The following is a 19,454-nucleotide window of genomic DNA, read 5'->3' as shown; positions in this document are numbered from 1 at the left end:
CGGGGGGTTAATAAAGGCGCACAGCAGAGATCAAGCAGATGCGGACTGAAGCTCCGCTTCCTTTTCTTCACGGAGGGCCTTGCTGAGCTTCTCACCCTCGATGTCGACGTTCGGCAGAATCTTGTCCAGCCACTTCGGCAACCACCACGCCTTGTCGCCGAGCAGTGCCATGACGGACGGGATGATCACCATGCGCACGATGAAGGCGTCGAAGAACACCGCCGCGGCAAGCGCGAAGCCGATCGACTTGATGAACGAGTTCGGTTCCGCGATGAAGGCACCGAACACGGAGATCATGATGACCGCGGCCGCACTGACGACCCGGGCGCCATGGTTGAAGCCGATGGTCACGGCCTCCTTCGCGCTCGCGCCGTGGACGTACTCCTCACGCATACGCGTCACGAGGAACACCTGGTAGTCCATCGCGAGTCCGAACACCACACCGATCAGGAAGATCGGCATGAAACTCACGAGTGGTTGCGGGTTCGAGATGATGCCCAACCAACCGTGCTGGAAGATCGCCACCGTCGCACCGAATGTCGCGAGCACGCTGAGCAGGAAGCCGAGCGTCGCCGTCAGCGGAACCAGGATCGAACGGAACACCAAGAGCAACAAGATGAATGCAAGGCCGACGACGACGGCCAGGTAGGGCACCAATGCATCCTTCAGCGTGTCCGAGACGTCGCCTTCGAGTGCGGTCTGACCGGTGATGCCGTAGCTGACGCCGATCGAATCGTTGAGTCCGCCTTCGGCTCCACGAAGGCTGGACACCAGATCCATCGTGGCGGGGTCGGTCGGACCACTCTTCGGAGTGATCAGTACCTGCGCGGTGTCGCCGGCCTCGTTGACCCCGACGACCTGTGCGTTCTGGACGTCATCGAAGCTCGAGATGGTCGAGACGACCTCCGCAAAGGCCTCCCCGGCGGGAACGCTGGCCCCCTTCGCGTCGACAACGGCGATGAGCGGTCCGTTGCGACCGTCACCGAAGCCCTCGTCGATCAGGTCGTATGCCTGACGCGCACTGGTCGCCGGGTCACCGGTGGCCTCCGACGGCAGTGCCAGGCTCAATCCCGTTGCGGGCAGAGCCAATGCGCCCAGAAGCACTACTCCACCGATCAGCGGCACGAGCGGACGACGGACGACGGCACTGATGAAGCGCAGAGCCAACTTCGGCTTGCCCGAATCTTCGTCTTCGGACTCCTCAGCGCGCTTGCTGAGGAAGGGAATCTTGCCGGCAAAAGCCTTGCGTCCGAACATACCCAGGATCGCAGGCAGCAAGGTCAGGGCGATCAGAACCGCGATCAGCACGGTAAAGGCCGCTGCCGCACCCATATCGGAGAGGAACGGGATGCCGACGACTCGCAAGGCAACCAGCGCGATGATGACCGTCAAACCAGCGAATACCACTGCGGAACCGGCAGTTCCGACGGCGCGACCTGCTGCTTCGGCACGGTTGTCAGTGAGGGTGAGCTCATGCCTGAACCTGGACATGATGAACAGCGAGTAGTCGATCGCCACGGCCAGACCGATCATGATCGCCAGCGTCGGAGTCATCGAACTGAGATCCATGAATCCGGTGGCAACCGTGATTCCGAGGCTGCCGATAGCGATACCGATGATCGCGGTGAGGAGCGGAAGCCCCGCGGCCACAAGCGAACCGAACGTGATGGCCAGAACGACAGCGGCAACGGCGATACCGATCAGCTCGGTGACACCACCGGGCATCTCCGCTTCCTGAGCAGCAGAACCACTGACCTGGACGTTGAGTCCCTCGGCCCGACCGACATCGGCTGCGGAGTTGATCGAATCACGCAACGCCTGATCGAGATCGGCGAAGTCACCGCTGAACGGAACCTCGACGTACCCGACTGTGCCGTCGGCACTGAGCGGCGACAACGCACGCGCGTCGTCCACGGCCTGTGTCTCGGAAGTTCCAGCCGCAGCAGCCTTTTCCTTGAACATCGCAACCATGGAGTCGTTGCCGGTAACCGGATTGACCAACGCCTTCGCGGCCTGTTCCGGAGTGGCAGTCGCCGGGTCCACCTTGGCAGAGTCGGCGACCTTGTCGATGCCACGAATACTCGCGAGCATGTCGTCCATGGCCTTGACGTTCGCCGGATCGGCCAGCGTCGTGCCTGCCGGAGCTTGCACTACGTATCGCGCGCTCAGCGAATCCATAGGATTGGGCGCGTCGGGAAAACGCTCCGCCATCAGGTCTTGCGCCTGCTGCGCCGGGGTTCCCGGAATGGAGAACGAGTCCTTGGTGGGGCCGGACAGAGTCGCTGCCCCGACGCCCATCAGGACCAGGATTATCAGCCAAACGCTGAGGACCGCGCCTTTTCGCCGGTAGGCGAACTTGCCGATCCGATAAAGATAGGTGGCCACGACGGGCTCCTTGCTGTTTCGGTGCGTGTACGTGGACAGGTATTACGTGTGGGGCTCAGAGACGAGACATCTCAGGGACGCGACATCTCAGGGGCAGGCGGCGGCGCGGGCAACCCGGCACGAATCTGCCGAAAAGCGTCGTGAACCAACTCTTCCGGACTGGAAGCCTCCGACTTTCCGCCAGTCCAGACGTCGATCACCGATTTAGCGGCTCCGCCCACCGCTCCCAGGAGGAGCGTCGGGTACAGGTCCTTCTCGGCGTCGGTACCGGTGCGCTCCGCCAATGCCTGAACGACTGCACGGTTGATCCGCTGATGCATGTCTGCGGCATCCCGGTAGAGCGCGGGACTCGAATCCGACAGCAGCCAGATACTTGCCTTCTCACTCCCACTCGGACCTGAGTCGTTCACGATTTCGACCACAAGTTCTTCGAGGACGTCGAGAATTGGTTCGTCCGCGGGCCGTGACGCAAGCGCCTCGATCCACAGGTTCACCGATTCCTCGAAACTGGCGAGCACTGCCTCCTCCTTGCTGGAGAAGTAGTTGTGGAACGTCCTCGTCGACACTCCGGCCTCGGAGGCGATTGCGTCAGCGGTGACGCATTCGATCCCCAGCGCACGAGCGAGCCGTGCTGCCGCGCCGCTGAGTGCGGCACGGGTTGCTGCCTTCTTGCGGTCACGAAGGCCTTGTTCGATGATCACCCCAACACGGTACCGAACTTGCAGAGCTCTGCAACTTTGCAGAGGTCTGCAATATTGTGCGATCGAACACACGGCACGGAAACTCGAGGCGTACCTCACACTCACGCACGGCAAATGCCTGAACAGCGCGACAGAGAGGGTTGCGAGCAAGTCCACCGCCTGACGCCCCCTGCCAAGTTGACGCGTGAATCAACATGGCCTGACATACTTTGCGGTGAATTAACCGCAATTTGCTCGGCGAAGGAATCTGATGGACCCGCTCCTGCACACCTGGCCGGTTTCGTCCACGGTGATGCTGTGGGGATCGAAGTCCGGACGAGGCTCCGTACTACGTCTCGTCCGTCTCACCATCGGGTTCTGCTCACTCAATTTCTCGATCGTGGCGTTCCTGTTTCTCCTCAGCGGAGAGGGCCCGGACGGACCGTTTGCGCGCAGTTGGCTCGTCGGCATTGCGGCCGTCAACCTGATCCCTACGATTCTCTGGTTTGTCGGCCGAATCAGAGGTTCACGCATGCTCAAGCTCTACGGACTGTGGGCGGATCTCGGAACTGCCTCGATTCTCATCACCTTCACCAGTCATAACGCCGCCCTCTTCGGCGCGGCACTCTTTGTCGCCACCGGCGCCTACTTCACCTATTTTCTCGATTACCGCTGGTTGGCCTTCCATCTCGCCTTTGCCACGACATTTGTCATCGCCCTGACGGTGCTGGGCCTGACGAACGGCGACTACTCGACAACCAGCGTGATCGCACGCACGGACGTCGTCCTGTGTGCCGTGATCTTCATTCCGGCCACGATTCAGTTCACCTGGCGGCAATTACTCGCGCGCGCAACGGGATCCAAAGTGGATGCACTTACCGGCCTGTTGAACCGACGAGGACTGTGGGACATGTCGGAGCGCATCTGGTCGGTCGCGTCGGCAAATCGTGCCGACATTGCTGTTGCCGTCGTCGACATCGACAAGTTCAAGGCGGTGAACGACACGTTCGGCCACGAAGTCGGTGACGCCGTCATCATCCGGACCGGAACGCGTCTGCAGGCGCATGTGAACGGTTTCGGTTACGCCGCGCGCACCGGCGGCGAGGAGTTCACCGTTGTGATGATCGGCACCCCGTACGGACTTCGCAAACGAATCGCGACGCTGCCCAAAGCCGTGGTGAACGCCGCCGACGACCCCCTGGCCACGGTCAGCGTCGGAGCAGCGACGCTACCTTTCATCCCACATCAGGAAGAGTTCGACTACAACGAGTTCTCCCGAGCAATCGTTGCGGCCGATCATCTGATGTACGACGCAAAATCCGTGGGAGGCAACACCGCCAACACTGCTCCTATGGCAGTTCCGCGTCGACGGGCACCCTGAAACCGGGCTGTATCAGCGCCGATTCCACGCCTCGGGATCTGCCGTCAGTTCGTGAATGAACTCGGGCAACTCTCCACCTGCAACGTCGGTGAGTGTGACATTTTCGAGCACAGCACGGAGGTTGACGCGCACTGCAATCCACACCTCCTTGAGGGGCGTCGCCGGCCCCCCGTAGTCGACGTCTTCCGGTCGCTGACCCCGAATCGAAGCCAGCGGTCCCTCGACAGCTCGTATGACGTCGGCAATCGTGATCTCGTCCGCGGACCGAGCGAGCCAGTATCCCCCGTCCGGGCCTCGACGGCTGTTGACCAAGCCGCCGCGCCGCAGGTCCGAGAGCACCGCTTCCAGGAACTTGTGGGGTATTACCTGGGATTTGGCGAGAAACTCGGCCTTGGCCGGGTCAGGACCAACTGCCGCGAGCTCGACCAGAGTCCGCACGGCGTAGTCCACCTTCGCGGTGATATGCACCGGCAATTCCTACCATCGTTCTATGAATAGTCGCAACAAACCTGCGAGTTCTTCGCCGCAAAGGGTTCCCTGACGTTACATTTTGATGCATGATGTAACGATCAGAGCTAGAGGACAGGACAAATCGCGTGTGGGAAACCCTTCTCGAATCATGGAAGTCACTGCTCGAACCGCTCCATGATCCCGTTACGCTCGCAATCCCCGCGTTTGTCATCTTCCTCGCAATCGAATGGTTCGCGGCCCGTGCGCTCGAAGATCATCCCGACGACGCCGACGGACGCGCACGGCCGGCACAGGGCGGCTACCGAAGCGCCGACGCCAGAACCAGCGTTCTACTCGGACTCGTGTCGATCGCAACGAGCACCTTCTGGAAAGTGCTGGCGCTGATCGGCTATTCCGCAATCTGGGTGTATCTCGCGCCGTGGCACCTCTCGCCGACTGCCTGGTACTCCTGGGTGATCCTGCTGCTCGGAATCGACGTCCTCTATTACGCGTATCACCGCATCGCACACCGAGTTCGAGTCATCTGGGCCACACACCAGGCTCACCATTCGAGCGAGTACTTCAATTTCAGCACCGCACTGCGGCAGAAGTGGAACAACAGCGGTGAGATCATCATGTGGTTGCCGTTGCCGTTCCTCGGGATCCCGCCGTGGATGGTGTTCGTCGGCTTCTCCGTCAGCCTCGTCTACCAGTTCTTCGTCCACACCGAACGTGTCGGAAAACTCTGGCGGCCCATCGAATTTATCTTCAACACGCCGTCACACCATCGCGTCCACCACGGCTCCGACGCCGAGTACCTCGACCGCAACTACGCCGGAATCCTCATCATCTGGGACCGGATGTTCGGAACCTTCGCAGCCGAAACCCACCGCCCCACCTACGGACTCACGACGCCGGTCGGAACGTACAACATCTGGAAGCTCCAAACGCGCGAATATGCTGCCATTGCTCGCGATTGGAAGGCGTCGACATCGTGGCGGCAGCGAGCCGGCTACGTGTTCGGCCCGCCCGGCTGGGCGCCGAAAGCCGAGGTCACTTCAGCAGAATCCACAGCCCCGTCGCACTGAGCAGGAGCAGAGCGACCGCGAGAGTTGCTCCCATACCCAAAGCGGGCGTTGCCTTTTCGGCCGAAAACTGGGCCAACCGCCTGGGCCGCGACCGACGTTCGTAGACCGTCACCGCGACGACGAGCACGGCAGCGACGGACGGGCCGATCAGGGCCACCGACCCGAACTGCGGCAACCATCTCAGACAGGCGGCAGACAAGCCGAGGATCGACAGACTCGTACGCACGAACGAGAGCGATGTGCGCTCGGACTGCAAGCCCTTGTCCGGAGGCTTGACACCTTCCGACGGTTCCAGCGCGGTCAATCAGTTCACGACCTCGACCACCAGGACGGTCGCGCAGATCACCAGCACGATGCCGACGACCGGCGCCATGAGCGGCACCGGCAACGAGCGCTCAGTTCGCAGTGCACGCTCGGCGCTGATCCAGTGGACAAAGGAAGTGATGGCGATCAGAGCACCGCCGACGAGCAACAACGCGGCCAAGCCGGAACGAACCGTCGGGTTGAGAATGTCGCCGCCGAACGCTTCGAGTCCGACGCCCGACGCGACGAAGGCCGTTGCAGTGCGGATCCAAGCCAGATATGTCCGCTCATTGGCGAGCGTGAACCGTGGATCGGGGTCTTCGCCCGTTCGGAACGGTCTCCACCGGGGCATCACCTGTTCATTCCGTCCGGGCAGAGATCGCACACTGCCTTCGGAACGGACAAGAAGAAAGGAAGGTCATGTCCTTAATCTTCCCTGCCCGCCCCGAAGCAGTGCGAATCGGGTGGACGTAATTCAGCTCGCGGCGAGTGAGACCAGGAAGTCCACCGAGCCGCTGCCGTCGACGGTGACGAAACCGAGGGACGGAGGCTCGACTCCGAAATCGGTCCAGGTGACCGGAATCGAGCCCGATGCGATCAGCGAATCACCCGAATGCAGCACGGTCATGTCGACCGACACCGGCTTGGACTGACCCTTGAGCGTCAGCGTTCCTGACACCGTGACCGTCGCCGTTGTTCCGTCCGTCGGTACAGCAGACAAGTCCACCGGCGAGTCGATCGTGAACGTCGCCGTCGGATACGTGCTGGTATCCATCACATTGCCCGTGAACTGGCCGTCGCGCCGATCCGAGTCGGTCTTGATGCTTGCCACCTGCACCGTTACTTCGCCAGAAGTGAGCTTTTCACCCTCGACAGCCGCGTTTCCGCTCACCTCGCCAGTGGTTCCGACGACGGTCACACTCGATCCGTTGAGAATCTCGTGCACGGTGTACCCAGCTGCCGTCTGGTTGTCCCCCTGCCCGGCGACGACGGTCCATTGCCCGTCGATCGATCCGGACGCCGCCTCCGCGCCCTCAGTGGACACCACGGCCGCCGGTGCATCGTCTTCAGCGATGAACTTCCCGTACGCCCACGGCCCCACGAGCAGGGCGAGTACGACCACAACTACTGCTCCGCCGATCCACCAGATCTTTTTCATGGGCTCGACGATAGTTGCAGCTTCAACAGTTGTCAGGACTTACGACCTGGGAGAAACCTGTGAAAATGCTCCACGAACACCGAAGGGTGAGCCGCGTCTACAGCCATTAGTAATCATTTGGTAAAGTCGACTGTGCATTCCGGCCCCCAGCCTGGAATGCCTGGGCCGTGCGCATCGAATCATGCATCGATCCCGATGCGCACGGTCTGCCCGAAACACGAATCACACCGATCGAGGGAGCTCGCGATGGCGGACCTGACGCTCCTGACCGACGACGAGTTACGCGAGCGTCGGATCGCCCTCAGTCGATCCCTCACTACCGCAGCAGATTTGATCCCCACCCCGCCACCTTCGTTCTTCGAGAAGCTGAAGCAGGACATCGATGCCGCCGCTGCAGAGTGGATCGCCCGCCGCTCCTGAACGTTCGAATTGCGCACACAGAACCGGTTTTCGATTTCCTCACCGGTTCACCCCGCAAGGGTGATGATGCAGCGGACGGTCACCGGCACCATGACTTCATGGACTCCCCGACCGACTCAATCGCACAAGGTTTCACGCCGGCACACGCTCAACTGGCGAGATCGGCCGGAGTTCCAGCAACGCTCGCCGCTGAGAGTTACGTGGAAGCCCTCGCCCGGATCGTCTATTACTGGGGCTATCCAGCTGTGGACACCTTCGGCCGTACAAACATGTGGGAGATCATGGATGGCAAGACCGGACTCCAACTCGGCCTTCTGCCAGGCGCCGCCAAAAATTACACAGGTGCCCTCACCGACTACATGAGCCCGGCGCAGCGGTGGGTCGTCTCACCCAACAACGACACGATCTACGGCGCAGGATTCGCCGATCTCACCGACGAAACCGCAGTGATACAGACCCCGACCGAGGTACCCGACGGCCATTACTGGACTATCCAGATCGTCGACGTGCTGACCAATGTGACTCACCAACTTGGTTCGGCGACAGGCACTCCCGGCGGAAAGTTCCTTCTGGTCGGACCTGATTGGGATGGCGAGTTGCCGGAAGACTTCCTCGATGTGCTTCGATCACCGACGAACGTGGCTGGTGTCTTCCCTCGCAGTTTCGCAGCACGTTCCGAGGCGTCCAAGCAGCAGGCGCGGTCGGTGCTCGACCAGATCGGCATGTACCCCTTCAGCGAGGATCGACCCGGCCCGCGGTCCTTCGGCTACGAGGCCCACGCCGCGAACTCGATCTACCCTCAGGGCGTCACCGCCGAAATGTTGGCGGTCGATCCCGACGCCAGTCGACCTCAATGGGTGAAGCCGGAATCTTTCTGGACCGATCTTGCAGCAATGCTCGATTTCAACCCGACCATGGGCGCAGCAGACACCCCGATGGCTGATCAAGCCAAGACGCTTGTCGCACTGTATCGTTCGGACAAGTCGTACCGAGCGCTGCTCGACCGCGCCGCGCTCCGCGCCGACGTCGCCCTCCATCAATCGGCGAGCTACGTCCAAACCGGGGTCGACGCAGGCAACGGATGGCAACGGCAACGCAACAGTGGCCTGTGGGGCACCGACTGGTTCGGACGGGCGCTCGCGGCCGTCATCTACATTTACGTCAACGACTTTCACGAGGCTGTCTACCTCATCCGGGGTACCGACCACGACGGAGCGTTACTCCACGGCCGCGAGCGGTACACCATGACCTTCACAGAAGACGCACTCCCACCCGTCGACCGCAGTCGCGGCGGCTTCTGGTCTCTGACCATGTACGACAAGGACGCATTTATGCTCGCCGACGCACCGGGTAACCGCGTCAACCTCGGCACCGTCAATCTCGACGCGGGCGATCTCGTCTTTCGTGACGGGAAGCTCACCTTGCACCTGTCTCACGACGAGCCGACCGATCCGGATGCTCGTGCCAACTGGCTACCCGCTCCGCACGACGAATTTCGACTGATCATTCGCAGCTATGTCCCCGACAAATCAGTCCTCGATGAAACCTACCGATTCCCTGACGTCGTCCGAGCAACGGGACTATAGGCGCCACCAAGCACAAAAAAGCTCCCCACCTGCGTGAACAGGTGGGGAGCTTTGGCGGTGGCGGAGGGATTTGAACCCTCGGACGGGGGTTACCCGTCACACGCTTTCGAGGCGTGCTCCTTAGGCCGCTCGGACACGCCACCGTTGGTGACTTTACCGGATGGAGTGCCCGTGGCTGAAATCGCCAGGTGGAGCGGTATTACGTGAGCTTGTCCTTGATGCTGGACGCGGCGTCCTTGACCTTCTCGCCTGCATCCTTGACGGCCGATTTCACCTGGTCGCCCTTGCCTTCGTTTTCGAGGTCCCGGTCACCGGTAGCGCTGCCAGCAGCTTCCTTGGCCTTGCCCCCGAGGTCTTCGGCCTTGTTCTGAGCCTTGTCTGCGATTCCCATGAGTACTCCTCTGTGAACGCGAACGAATCGCCTTCCGACGATCCGCCGATGCCCTGACGGCATCTGCCTCCACCATGCCCTCGATTGATGGATCCGGCTACCCGAGTGTGCGATCACTCTCAATGGGGAATGCCGAATTCAGGCCCGCTGCTCGCGGAAGAAATCTTCCAAAAGCCCAGCGCATTCGTCCTCGAGGACCCCGCCGCGCACCTGCGGCCGATAGGTCAATCTTTTATCTCGAACTACGTCCCATAATGATCCGACGGCTCCGGTTTTCGGCTCCCACGCCCCGAAAACGACCCGAGAAACCCGGGCGAGGACCAGAGCGCCCGCACACATCGTGCATGGCTCGAGGGTCACGGCAAGCGTCGCACCTTCCAGGCGCCAGCCGTCACCATAGGTTTTTGCGGCAGCACGCAACGCGAGGATTTCGGCGTGCGCGGTCGGATCGGACGACGCTTCCCTGGCATTGGAGGCCCGAGCAACTTCGACGCCGTCTGCGTCGAACACCACTGCCCCGACCGGGACGTCTGCGTCGGAGGCGGAACGTGCGGCCACGATGGCCGCACGGATCATGCGCTGGTCGTCAGCGAGAGTCATCTAGCGCGGGAGCTTGTCGAGCGCTGCGCCGAACTCGGATGCGAACCCGAGTCGCTGCGCGATCATCCCCAACTGCTCGTCCGGATAAAGATCGGTCTCGGCCGCGATGACGGCGAGCACGGGTTCCGGCAGGCCCAGATCGGCCAGCACGGACAGATCGCCCTCTTCCCAGGGTTCGACATCGTCGAGGTCGTCCGGGTCGATGTCGGGGATCTCGATGTGCAAGGCGTCGAGGACATCGGCTGCGATGTCGTAGTCGATGGCGGCGGTCGCGTCGGAAATCAGCAACTGCGTGCCCGACGGCGCCGGACGCAACACGATGAAGAACTCGTCGTCGACGTCGAGAAGACCGAAGACGGCACCCGAACTTCGCAGCTCACGCAGCTGCGTTTCGGCGGCCGAGAGCGAGGTCAACGCGTCGGGCGTCAGTGCCTTGACCGTCCAACGCCCCTCTTCACGGACCACCGCGACACCGAAGCCTTCAAGCTCCTCCGACTGGTTCGAAGAGGCGCTCTTGTTACCCGCGCGCTGTGCACCCATGGCGCAACGGTAGCCCGCCTGGTGCCAGTGAGTGAAGTCCGAGCATCGATGTGCCAACCTGAACTCGTGTCTGCGATCGATTCCGCCCCACCAGTCTGCGTTCTCGGCCTCGGATTGATCGGCGGTTCGCTACTTCGCGCCGCCGTCCGATCCGGCCGCCGGGCGTGGGGTTACAACCGTTCCAGCGAGTCCGCCGACGCGGCCCGAGCCGACGGTTTCGACGCCGACACCGATCTGGTTTCAGTGCTGCAGAGAGCAAACGAAAGCGGCGCGATCATCGTGGTCGCCGTGCCGATGCCTGCCGTCGACGCCACCTTGGAGGCAATCGCCGCGCATGCGCCCGACAATCCGATCACGGACGTCGTCAGCGTCAAGGGTGAAGTGAAGGCCGCGGTCGAACGAGCGGGCTTGAGCGCCAAGTTTGTGGGCGGTCATCCGATGGCGGGGACGTCAGCTTCGGGTTGGGCGGTCGGGGATGCCGATCTGTTCGTCGACGCGGTATGGGTTGTTGCCACCGACAGCGGCGTCGACGCAGACGTGTGGTCGCAGGTCGCCGACCTTGCACTCGACTGCGGCTCGGTCGTCGTGCCGGCCGAATCTCTCGAGCACGATCGAGCAGTCGCGCGAATCTCGCATCTGCCTCACCTGCTCGCGGAAACGCTTGCGATCACCGGAGCTGCCGGAGGCGAACTGGCTCTCGGGCTGGCTGCCGGATCATTTCGCGACGGCACTCGCGTGGCCGGGAGCGCTCCTGGCCTGGTGCGGGCGATGTGCGAGGGCAACCGCGACGCCCTGCTGGTCGCGCTGGACGAGGCGCTCGACCTTTTGCAGGGTGCACGTACCGATCTGCTCGACAACGGCTCGACGGCACGATTGGTGGACGCAGGGTTCGCGGCGCGCGGCGCCTACGAGTCGCACGAGCGGTGGGACATCGAAGACGTTCAGGCCGGAGAACCCGACTGGATCAACCGGATGCGAGACGCCGGTCGACGCGGCGGCGTCATCCGGCGATCCGCAACCTAGAACTACGCAACCTAGAGATACGAAACCTAGATACGAGTTGCCAGACCCGGGTAGTCGAGGACAAAACCTTCGGTGTCGACGGACAGCGTCGAGCTGGACACCGGGGACAGCACACTGATTCCGTCGGCGCCGGAGCTGTAGGTGATGGTCGCACCCTCGACGCGCAGGTCGAGGAGATTGACGTAGACGACCGGGACCTCGGCGTCTTCGATGTCGTTCTGCAAGCCGACGCGGCGGATGGGCAGCGTGTTGAAGAACGGGCTGAGGATCACGTCGACATCGAGTGCGCCATCGAACGCAGAGCGCTGGTGACTGGCGCCGTTCTCGACCATCCAGGTGCCTTCTTCGTCCCGGCTGATCGACATCTGACGCTCACCGGCGGCCAGGGCGGTCCGCACGGACAACCGGCGGGTGATGCCGGCCTCGTCGGTGACCAGGTCGTACGACGCGCTGAATGCCGGGTGCTCACTGCAGGCTCCACCGATGATCCGGCCGGAAGCCTTGATGCGATTTCCGTTCAGCTGCACACGAACAGACTCCATACGAGGAGCGTTGTGGGCCTGCCAGGTCAATACCGCGGGCCAGGACGCGTCACCGGAAGGTTGGATGCTCACCCGACCACGGTAATGGACGAACGGGCACGGAGCACCGCTGGTTCGGGTTATTGCTTCGATCAGGGACCTTTTAGGGACTTCGATCGGCCCCGAAGATCTCGATGTAAGGCGTTTCACAACGGTTCTTCCGTAAGGAGCACGCCGCGGACCGAATAGTTGGCAAACGGTGTCGGAGTTCTCGAGTACCGTGCTTCTAGGTCGGTTCGTGAGGAAGGGTGCTGTGACGTCGTCGCGGAGCATGGTGGGTTTGTTTGCCGGTATCGGTGGTCTCGAGTTGGGGCTCTCGGAACATGGGTGGAACACCGAACTGCTGTGTGAAATCGATCCGGGCGCGCAGGCAGTTCTCCGTTCGCGTTTCGCCGACGTGCCGTTGCACGGTGACGTCACCAAACTTCGCGCGCTGCCCAGTGACATCGAATTGGTGGCCGCCGGTTTCCCCTGCCAGGACCTCTCTCAGGCCGGCAAAACGGCAGGCATCACCGGCGCACGCTCAGGCCTGGTGGACGAGGTGTTCCGTCTGGTCAAGCGCAAGAAGGGCCCGCGCTGGCTGTTGATCGAGAACGTTCCGTTCATGCTCCAGCTCGGCAAGGGCGCCGCCATGCGGCACATCACCGACGCCCTCGAAGACCTCGGATACACCTGGGCGTACCGGGTGGTCGACGCCCGCGCCTTCGGACTCCCCCAGCGTCGCCAGCGAGTCATCATGCTTGCCTCGCGCACAGATGATCCCCGCGAAATCCTGTTCGGCCAGGACGCCGGCGAGCGCCTGGGTGGCGATCCCGCGGACTACCCCTGCGGCTTCTACTGGACCGAAGGCACTCGCGGTCTCGGATGGGCCGTCAATGCCGTGCCGACGCTCAAGGGCGGCTCGTCCGTCGGCATCCCCAGTCAGCCGGCAGTCCGGTTGCCGTCAGGTGAGATCGTCACTCCCGGTCTAGTCGATGCCGAGCGACTGCAGGGTTTCGATCCCGACTGGACGCTGCCGTCCGTCGAGGTTCCCGGCCTACGCCACAGCCATCGCTGGAAGCTCGTCGGCAATGCCGTGAGCGTGCGGATGGCGTCGTGGGTCGGTGGCCGGTTGAGCGATCCCATCGAATACGACGCCGCTGGCGAGACGCCACTCGAACCGGGCGACGCCTGGCCGAGTGCGGCCTGGGGCCGTAACCGCCAGGCTTTCCGCGTCCATACCTCGACCTGGCCGGTCCAGTACGACTACGAGGATCTGAGCGGCTTCCTCGAAGACACGCGGTTGCTGTCGGCTCGGGCCACCGCCGGCTTCCTCAAGCGCGCGCGCATGGGCAATCTTCGGTTCATCCCCGGTTTCATCGAGGACGTCGAAAGCCATCTCGAGCGGATGGGCGGATACCCCGAGGCCGCAGCATGACGGACTCGCTGTTTCCCGAACCTGAAACGCTGTTTTCCGAGCCGGAACACGAACCACTGTGGAGTGCACTGCAACTCGCGGGCGACAAGCCCCCGGCCGACGCCGATCGCGGCGAGAAGAAGAACTACGCCCAGCGACTGTCCAATCAACTGGCACAGACGGTCGCCGACGCTCTGCGTCCGCTGTATCCCAACATCACCCCGACGGCGTCCGGAGAAGGCCAGGAGGCAACAGTCGATGTCGCCAAGGGCCGAAAGCGCTTGGACGTCAAGGCACTCGACCCCACTCTCGGCCTGATCCTCTGCGTCTCCATCAAGACGTACAACTTCCAGGACTACAGTCCCCGCAGCGGCAAGCTGGGACGGTGGACCAAGAACATCGTCCGCAACGACCACGAATTGCGTGGCGAGGCAATGGTTCTGCATCAGCGTCAGCCGTACAGCGTGTTGGTCGCCGTCATGTTCGAGCCGTACGCCACGTGCGACGACGGCGACCCGACCAAGACCAGCGACACCGGCAAATCCTCTTTTGCACACCACGTCACGACGCTCTCGAAGCGCTCGGGCCGAGGCAAGCGCGCGGTGGTCGGCGTTCCGGGAAAGGCCTGGGTGGATCTCGGCGCCGAGGACACCCGCTACGACCTCTTCGAGAAGGTCTACATCGGACTCTACGAACCCGATGGCGCAGTTCGGTTCTTCGACGTCGACGAGCCGCCGCCGCGCAACGGACGCCCCACCGAAGCTCAGACGCTCTCGTTCACCGACTTCGTGACCGTCGTGCACGGTGAAGTGGAGCGTCGCAACAGGTTTGCGCCCACCTGGTCCGATCCCGAAGACAGCGAAGATTCCGACGGCTGAGGGAACCACGGTGCCTGCGACGGATCCTGCCACCAGCGCTCGGATGAGCGCTCAGCGTCGGCGCGACACCAAACCCGAAATCGCACTACGACGCGAGCTGCATCGACGCGGACTCCGGTACTTCGTGGATCGGGCGCCTGTCAAAGGTGTTCGCCGACGGGCCGATCTGGTATTTCCACGCCGCAAAGTCGCGGTGTTCGTGGACGGATGCTTCTGGCACAGCTGCCCGCAGCATGCGACGTTTCCCAAGAACAACGCGCAGTGGTGGACGGACAAATTGGCCGCCAACGTGGTTCGAGACCGCGACACCGATGCACGTCTGGCAGAGCAGGGTTGGACCGTCATCCGCATCTGGGAGCACGAAGATCCGCTGGTAGCGGCCGAACGCGTCCAGAAAGCCCTGCTCGGTCCGTAAGCTCGATTTCGTGAAGGAACGCAACGTTGCGCGGTGGGGTTTGGTGGCTGCGCTGGCTCTGGGCGGAATCGTCTACTCGTCGTGGATTCTCGAATTCTTCCTGGACACCGGCCTCGACCCGGTGACATCGTTCCTCAGCGAACTCGATGCCGAGAACCAGAAATACCGCGATGTCTTCGGTAACGCCGATGTCCTGTCCGCAATCTTGATGTTGATCTCCGGAGCGCTGGGTCTGCTGATCACGCCCCGGCGAAGGCTCTACGTCACGGGCTGGATTGCGCTGGCGGTGTTCGGCATCGCGACCATCGCCGACGCGTCGTTCCCCCTCGAATGCTCGGGCGAGGGTTGCCCGTCGAGCGCACCCGACGGTCTACTTCCGCAGCTCCACCATGTTCACGCGTTGACGAGCAGCGTGGCGGTCTTCGCGATCTTCACCGCGATGATCGCATTCACCGTGGGAGCGTTCAGGTATCGCGAGCACCCTTCTTTGCGGACGACGGGTCTGACCATTCTGATCCTGACTTCCCTTGCGACGGTGTGGATGTTGACGACCAACAGCATCGAAGTCTCCGGCGGCGGTAATCTCGGACTGGGTATCGCTCAACGTGCGCAGGTGCTGGGAATGTCGTTGTGGTTGTGCACCCTGGCATTTGCGATGTCGAGGCCGCCATCCACCGGGCTCCCGGCGTCGCCGCGCTGACAGGTTTTCCGGCAAGCGATTCGGGCGATCCTGGAACTACAACTGAAAATGGCTGCCCCGAACTAGCGAAGGTGTGCCCATGTCTCTCGCGTCGTCGTTCTTCGCCCATCCGCACCAGGCGTTCACTGCTGGTTTCTATCGCAACGAGTCCTTCGACTTCGAGCTACGAGTCGTTCTCGGGCAAGCCACCTTCGGCGCGGCAGACACCGGCGAAGTGCTCTCGGCCATCGCTCACGTCGGCGAGAAGGACCTCGAAGGCTGGTACGAGGCCTGGTTCGACCTCGGTACACGGGTATTCGGGCAGGCCGATGAGGCAGCCGAGGCCGGGCATTCGCGAAGCGCGTCCAACGCGTACCTGCGGGCGGCGTCGTACTTCGGTGTGGCGATCAACGCCGTCGACGGTCTCAGCGACGATTCGGTTCTGGTCCCCACTTTCAAACGTCACCGACAGGCGTGGGACCGCTTCGTCGACACCACCTCCCAGCCCGTCGAACGCGTCCGGATCCCTTACGAGGACACCTACCTTCCCGGGTACTTCTTCCGGCCGCCCGGCGACGTGCGACGGCCGACGTTGATCATGGTAAACGGTAGCGACGGCCCAATCAGCGGGCTGTGGGGCAGCGGCGGTGCCGGGGCGCTCGAGCGGGGCTACAACGTGTTGATGTTCGACGGTCCCGGTCAGCAGTCGATGCTCTTCGAGCGCAACATCCCGTTCCGTCACGACTGGGAAGCCGTCATCACGCCCGTCGTCGACTATCTCGTGGACCGGCCGGACGTCGATGCGTCGAAGCTGGCGATGTACGGGATCAGTCAGGGCGGGTACTGGGTGCCGCAGTCGTTGGCGTTCGAGCATCGGATCGCGGCAGCGATCGCCGATCCGGGGGTCGTGGACGTGGCCGCGTCGTGGCTCGCCCATATCCCCAAGAACATGCAGAAGCTGCTCGACGAGGGGAAGTCGGAGGCCTTCGACCGCGACATGGCGATGGGGATGAAATTCTCGAAGGACAGCGCCCGGATCTGGCGTTTCCGAGCGCGTCCGTATCTCGCCGACGGCTACTACAACACTCTCGCCGAGGTTCGGAAGTACCACCTCGAACACGTCGCCGGCTCGATCTCCACTCCCCTGCTGATTACCGATCCGGAAGGTGAACAGTTCTGGCCCGGTCAATCCAAGCGGCTTGCCGCCCTCGCCGGCGGACCGACGACGGTGGTTCCCTTCACCGCTGCCGAGGGCGCGAACTTCCACTGCCAGCCCATGGCGAGGCGTCTGACTGATCAGCGGATGTTCGACTGGCTCGACGAGCAGTTGGATCTCTGAATCAGGACACTTTCTCTTTCTTCGTCAACAGAGTGGCAATCATCGGCAACAGCAGAACCGTGATCGCCCCGGCCGCGACAAGAATCGACGCGTTGTCCGAGGACATCTGATGCGCGTCGACGGCCGCGCCCGTGACCGCCACGATCATGGGCAGGCCGGTAGCCCCGTACAACGCGACTTGCGCACTTTCGCGCGTGGTGAAGGGCGGTTCGACCTTCTCGAACTTGGTCACGAAGAACACCGGCACGCCCCGGACGACAACGATCAGGATCAAAAACGCAATCAGTATGCCGGGACTGGCGGCGACCGCCGAGACGTCGATCGCCATGCCTGAAGTGATGAAGAAAATCGGGATGAGGAACCCGAAGGCGATCCCGTCGAGCTTGATCTCGAGGCGCTCGTCGCCCTCTGGCATCAGTCGCCGCAGGATGAAGCCGGCGGCAAACGCACCGAGAATGACGTCGAGTGAGAACACGGCCGACAGCACTCCGAGGCTGACCAACAACAGAACGGTGAGGCGGACCGTCGTCTGCGCCGTGGTGTCCGCTCCTGCCCGCACCAGGCGATGTGTCCACGAGCCTTCGTGAATCAGCTTGCCGGGCAGCACCGCCACGATGATGGCGATCACGGCGAAGACGGCAAGAACGATCAGCGACAGTACGGCACCACGGGCACTCAGCAGCACCGCCATCGCGACGACCGGCCCGAGCTCGCCGACGGCCCCGTGGTTGAGGACGGTCTTACCCAAGCGTGTGTCGAGGAGTTTGTTGTCCTTGAGGATCGGCAGCAGCGTGCCCAGAGCGGTCGACGTCATCGCAATGGCAACAGCGGCTTCGGCGGAGATCACGTTCCTCATTCCCAGCAGCGAGACCACCGTGAACGCCAGCGCGAGGCAGAACAGCCATGTGTAGAGCGCTCGACGTCCGCCGCGCCCACTGAGTTCCTGTCGGTCGATCTCGTAGCCGGCGAGCAGGAACAGCATGCCGAGGCCGAGTTCGCGGAGGATGCCGATCGCTTCGCTGTCAGCTGCGATGTTGAGGGCGAACGGCCCGACTACTGCGCCCGCGACCAGTAGCAACACCACTTCGGGAACCAGTCGACGCGGGATCAGGCCCGCGACTATCGGCGCGATGGCCGCGATCAGCGCAATCCAGAACAGCGAGGAGGCAATTGAAGGCACGGATCATTGTCGGACAAAACCGACCACTCTGCACACATTGCGACCGGTCAGTCTGGTAGAAGTATCGAATGCTCACCTAGTAATGCGTGAGCAATCCCACGTGAAGGAACGGCCATGACACAACCCCCGCAGGACCCTAACCAGCCATATGGCCAGCCGCCTCAGCAGCCGTACGGGCAGCAACCCCAGCAGCCCTACGGACAGCAACCACCGGCTCAGCAACCTTATGGACAGCCTTATCCAGATCAGTCTGGCGCGCCGTTCCCGGGCCAGTACGCTCAGCCGGCCGGTGGATTTCAGCAACCGCCGCCTTCACCGGCGAAAAAGAAGAAGTGGCCATGGGTCGTCGGAGGCATCGTGGCGTTCTTCGTGATTGTCGCGATCGCCACTGGCGGCGGGGACAAAGACAAGGAAGAATCCGCCGCGGCCCCCACAACCACGCAAGCCGCGGACAACGGTGCCTCCGTGGCCGCAGTTGCCCCGGCCGAAGCTCCCAAGGAAACGAAGTCTTCGAATCCCGGAATCGGCGAGGAAGTGCGAGACGGAAAGTTCGGTTTCGTCGTGACGGGTATCGAGACCGGCCTCACGACGATCGGCGACAATCCCTACTTGCAAGAGCAAGCTGAGGGTCAGTTCGTACTCGTTCACGTCGAGATCACGAACACTTCCGACAAGCCCCAGGCTTACTTCGGATCCAATCAGACCTTGATCGACACCGAAGGTCGCGAGTTCACCAACAACACGATGGCAGCGATCAATATCGACGCCGAAACCGCGATCGGCGGCGACATAAACCCCGGCATCACACGGAAGACCACCATTGTCTTCGACATCCCGACCAGTGCCACCCCCAAGGAGATCGAGGTACACGACTCGATGTTCTCCGGTGGCGCCACAATTTCGCTTCAGTAAACCCGGAACAGTAAGAACGACGGTCTCCACCAGTTGACGATCAGCTGGTGGAGTCCGTTCTCCTGCGA

22 protein-coding genes and 1 tRNA gene are annotated in these 19,454 nt (G+C 62.5%); 11 read left to right on the top strand and 12 right to left on the bottom strand.

The genetic code is table 11. The features are described 5' to 3' along the window. Positions 1–30: 30 nt before the first annotated feature. Both GN300_RS12690 and GN300_RS12685 read right to left on the bottom strand, forming a co-directional pair. Complete coding sequence (locus GN300_RS12690; RefSeq protein ID WP_063315228.1) at positions 31–2,385, bottom strand: MMPL family transporter; 2,355 nt, start codon at positions 2,383–2,385, stop codon at positions 31–33. A gap of 71 nt (positions 2,386–2,456) precedes the next feature. After that, positions 2,457–3,086 (bottom strand): TetR/AcrR family transcriptional regulator, encoded by a 630-nt coding sequence (locus GN300_RS12685; protein ID WP_007731646.1) that lies wholly within the window; start codon positions 3,084–3,086, stop codon positions 2,457–2,459. Positions 3,087–3,336: 250 nt separating this feature from the next. Here GN300_RS12685 and GN300_RS12680 point away from each other — a divergent pair, with 250 nt between their 5' ends. After that, positions 3,337–4,446, top strand: coding sequence for a GGDEF domain-containing protein (locus GN300_RS12680; RefSeq protein WP_063315229.1), 1,110 nt, complete (start codon positions 3,337–3,339; stop codon positions 4,444–4,446). A gap of 12 nt (positions 4,447–4,458) precedes the next feature. On the opposite strand, the gene GN300_RS12675 is transcribed toward GN300_RS12680, so the two are convergent. Next, a complete protein-coding gene (locus GN300_RS12675; RefSeq protein WP_003943908.1) occupies positions 4,459–4,914 on the bottom strand; it encodes an Rrf2 family transcriptional regulator in 456 nt (151 codons plus the stop codon). Positions 4,915–5,042: 128 nt separating this feature from the next. Between GN300_RS12675 and GN300_RS12670 the strand changes: the two genes are divergently transcribed. After that, positions 5,043–5,984, top strand: coding sequence for a sterol desaturase family protein (locus GN300_RS12670; protein WP_063315230.1), 942 nt, complete (start codon positions 5,043–5,045; stop codon positions 5,982–5,984). Here the strand turns inward: GN300_RS12670 and GN300_RS12665 are convergent. From GN300_RS12665 to GN300_RS12655, 3 genes are all read right to left on the bottom strand, one after another. After that, positions 5,950–6,288, bottom strand: a complete 339-nt coding sequence (locus GN300_RS12665; protein ID WP_050655588.1) for a DUF202 domain-containing protein — start codon at positions 6,286–6,288, stop codon at positions 5,950–5,952. The genes GN300_RS12670 and GN300_RS12665 overlap by 35 nt on opposite strands. After that, positions 6,289–6,639: a YidH family protein gene (locus tag GN300_RS12660; protein ID WP_003943804.1), complete on the bottom strand. Its 351-nt coding sequence runs from the start codon at positions 6,637–6,639 to the stop codon at positions 6,289–6,291. It abuts the gene before it with no gap. Positions 6,640–6,762: 123 nt separating this feature from the next. After that, positions 6,763–7,446 carry a YceI family protein gene (locus GN300_RS12655; RefSeq protein ID WP_063315231.1) on the bottom strand — a complete coding sequence of 228 codons (684 nt, stop codon included), beginning with the start codon at positions 7,444–7,446 and terminating at the stop codon, positions 6,763–6,765. A 246-nt stretch (positions 7,447–7,692) separates the two neighbouring features. Between GN300_RS12655 and GN300_RS12650 the strand changes: the two genes are divergently transcribed. Together GN300_RS12650 and GN300_RS12645 are read left to right on the top strand one after the other, a co-directional pair. After that, complete coding sequence (locus tag GN300_RS12650) at positions 7,693–7,866, top strand: hypothetical protein (protein WP_003943953.1); 174 nt, start codon at positions 7,693–7,695, stop codon at positions 7,864–7,866. A gap of 98 nt (positions 7,867–7,964) precedes the next feature. After that, positions 7,965–9,452, top strand: a complete 1,488-nt coding sequence (locus tag GN300_RS12645; RefSeq protein ID WP_231915696.1) for a DUF1254 domain-containing protein — start codon at positions 7,965–7,967, stop codon at positions 9,450–9,452. Between the two features lie 52 nt (positions 9,453–9,504). On the opposite strand, the gene GN300_RS12640 is transcribed toward GN300_RS12645, so the two are convergent. The 4 genes from GN300_RS12640 to GN300_RS12625 form a co-directional block, all read right to left on the bottom strand. Next, positions 9,505–9,595: transfer RNA gene (locus GN300_RS12640), tRNA-Ser, on the bottom strand. Between the two features lie 56 nt (positions 9,596–9,651). Further along, positions 9,652–9,843: a CsbD family protein gene (locus GN300_RS12635; RefSeq protein WP_003943869.1), complete on the bottom strand. Its 192-nt coding sequence runs from the start codon at positions 9,841–9,843 to the stop codon at positions 9,652–9,654. Positions 9,844–9,981: 138 nt separating this feature from the next. Next, on the bottom strand, positions 9,982–10,443 hold the full coding sequence (locus GN300_RS12630; protein WP_003943976.1) for a nucleoside deaminase: 462 nt from the start codon (positions 10,441–10,443) through the stop codon (positions 9,982–9,984). Next, positions 10,444–10,983, bottom strand: a complete 540-nt coding sequence (locus GN300_RS12625) for a tRNA adenosine deaminase-associated protein (RefSeq protein WP_003943823.1) — start codon at positions 10,981–10,983, stop codon at positions 10,444–10,446. A 48-nt stretch (positions 10,984–11,031) separates the two neighbouring features. On the opposite strand from GN300_RS12625, the gene GN300_RS12620 reads away from it, so the two are divergent. Beyond that, positions 11,032–12,006 carry a prephenate dehydrogenase gene (locus GN300_RS12620; RefSeq protein ID WP_063315232.1) on the top strand — a complete coding sequence of 325 codons (975 nt, stop codon included), beginning with the start codon at positions 11,032–11,034 and terminating at the stop codon, positions 12,004–12,006. Between the two features lie 26 nt (positions 12,007–12,032). On the opposite strand, the gene GN300_RS12615 is transcribed toward GN300_RS12620, so the two are convergent. Then, entirely contained in the window at positions 12,033–12,620 is a 588-nt protein-coding gene (locus GN300_RS12615) for a putative glycolipid-binding domain-containing protein (RefSeq protein WP_073512852.1), read from the bottom strand. 238 nt (positions 12,621–12,858) lie between these two features. Here GN300_RS12615 and GN300_RS12610 point away from each other — a divergent pair, with 238 nt between their 5' ends. From GN300_RS12610 to GN300_RS12590, 5 genes are all read left to right on the top strand, one after another. Beyond that, positions 12,859–14,004, top strand: a complete 1,146-nt coding sequence (locus tag GN300_RS12610; protein WP_030535749.1) for a DNA cytosine methyltransferase — start codon at positions 12,859–12,861, stop codon at positions 14,002–14,004. Then, the gene (locus GN300_RS12605) at positions 14,001–14,861 is read left to right on the top strand and encodes a hypothetical protein (RefSeq protein ID WP_003943911.1); all 861 of its coding nucleotides are present in this window, start codon (positions 14,001–14,003) and stop codon (positions 14,859–14,861) included. The genes GN300_RS12610 and GN300_RS12605 overlap by 4 nt, the downstream gene beginning before the upstream one ends. 10 nt (positions 14,862–14,871) lie before the next feature. Then, positions 14,872–15,276, top strand: a complete 405-nt coding sequence (locus GN300_RS12600) for a very short patch repair endonuclease (RefSeq protein WP_019746481.1) — start codon at positions 14,872–14,874, stop codon at positions 15,274–15,276. Positions 15,277–15,286: 10 nt separating this feature from the next. After that, positions 15,287–15,976, top strand: a complete 690-nt coding sequence (locus GN300_RS12595) for a DUF998 domain-containing protein (protein WP_007731663.1) — start codon at positions 15,287–15,289, stop codon at positions 15,974–15,976. 79 nt (positions 15,977–16,055) lie between these two features. Beyond that, positions 16,056–17,294, top strand: a complete 1,239-nt coding sequence (locus GN300_RS12590) for a S9 family peptidase (RefSeq protein WP_063315233.1) — start codon at positions 16,056–16,058, stop codon at positions 17,292–17,294. A 1-nt stretch (position 17,295) separates the two neighbouring features. Here GN300_RS12590 and GN300_RS12585 read toward each other — a convergent pair whose 3' ends face one another. Beyond that, complete coding sequence (locus GN300_RS12585) at positions 17,296–18,474, bottom strand: cation:proton antiporter (protein WP_063315234.1); 1,179 nt, start codon at positions 18,472–18,474, stop codon at positions 17,296–17,298. Positions 18,475–18,831: 357 nt separating this feature from the next. On the opposite strand from GN300_RS12585, the gene GN300_RS12580 reads away from it, so the two are divergent. Further along, entirely contained in the window at positions 18,832–19,386 is a 555-nt protein-coding gene (locus GN300_RS12580) for a DUF4352 domain-containing protein (RefSeq protein ID WP_054827392.1), read from the top strand. Positions 19,387–19,454: the final 68 nt, after the last annotated feature.

It is taken from the genome of Rhodococcus sp. Ni2 (assembly GCF_021352185.1).
GTDB lineage: Bacteria > Actinomycetota > Actinomycetes > Mycobacteriales > Mycobacteriaceae > Rhodococcus_F > Rhodococcus_F qingshengii.
This window is presented reverse-complemented; position numbering and strand designations above follow the sequence as displayed.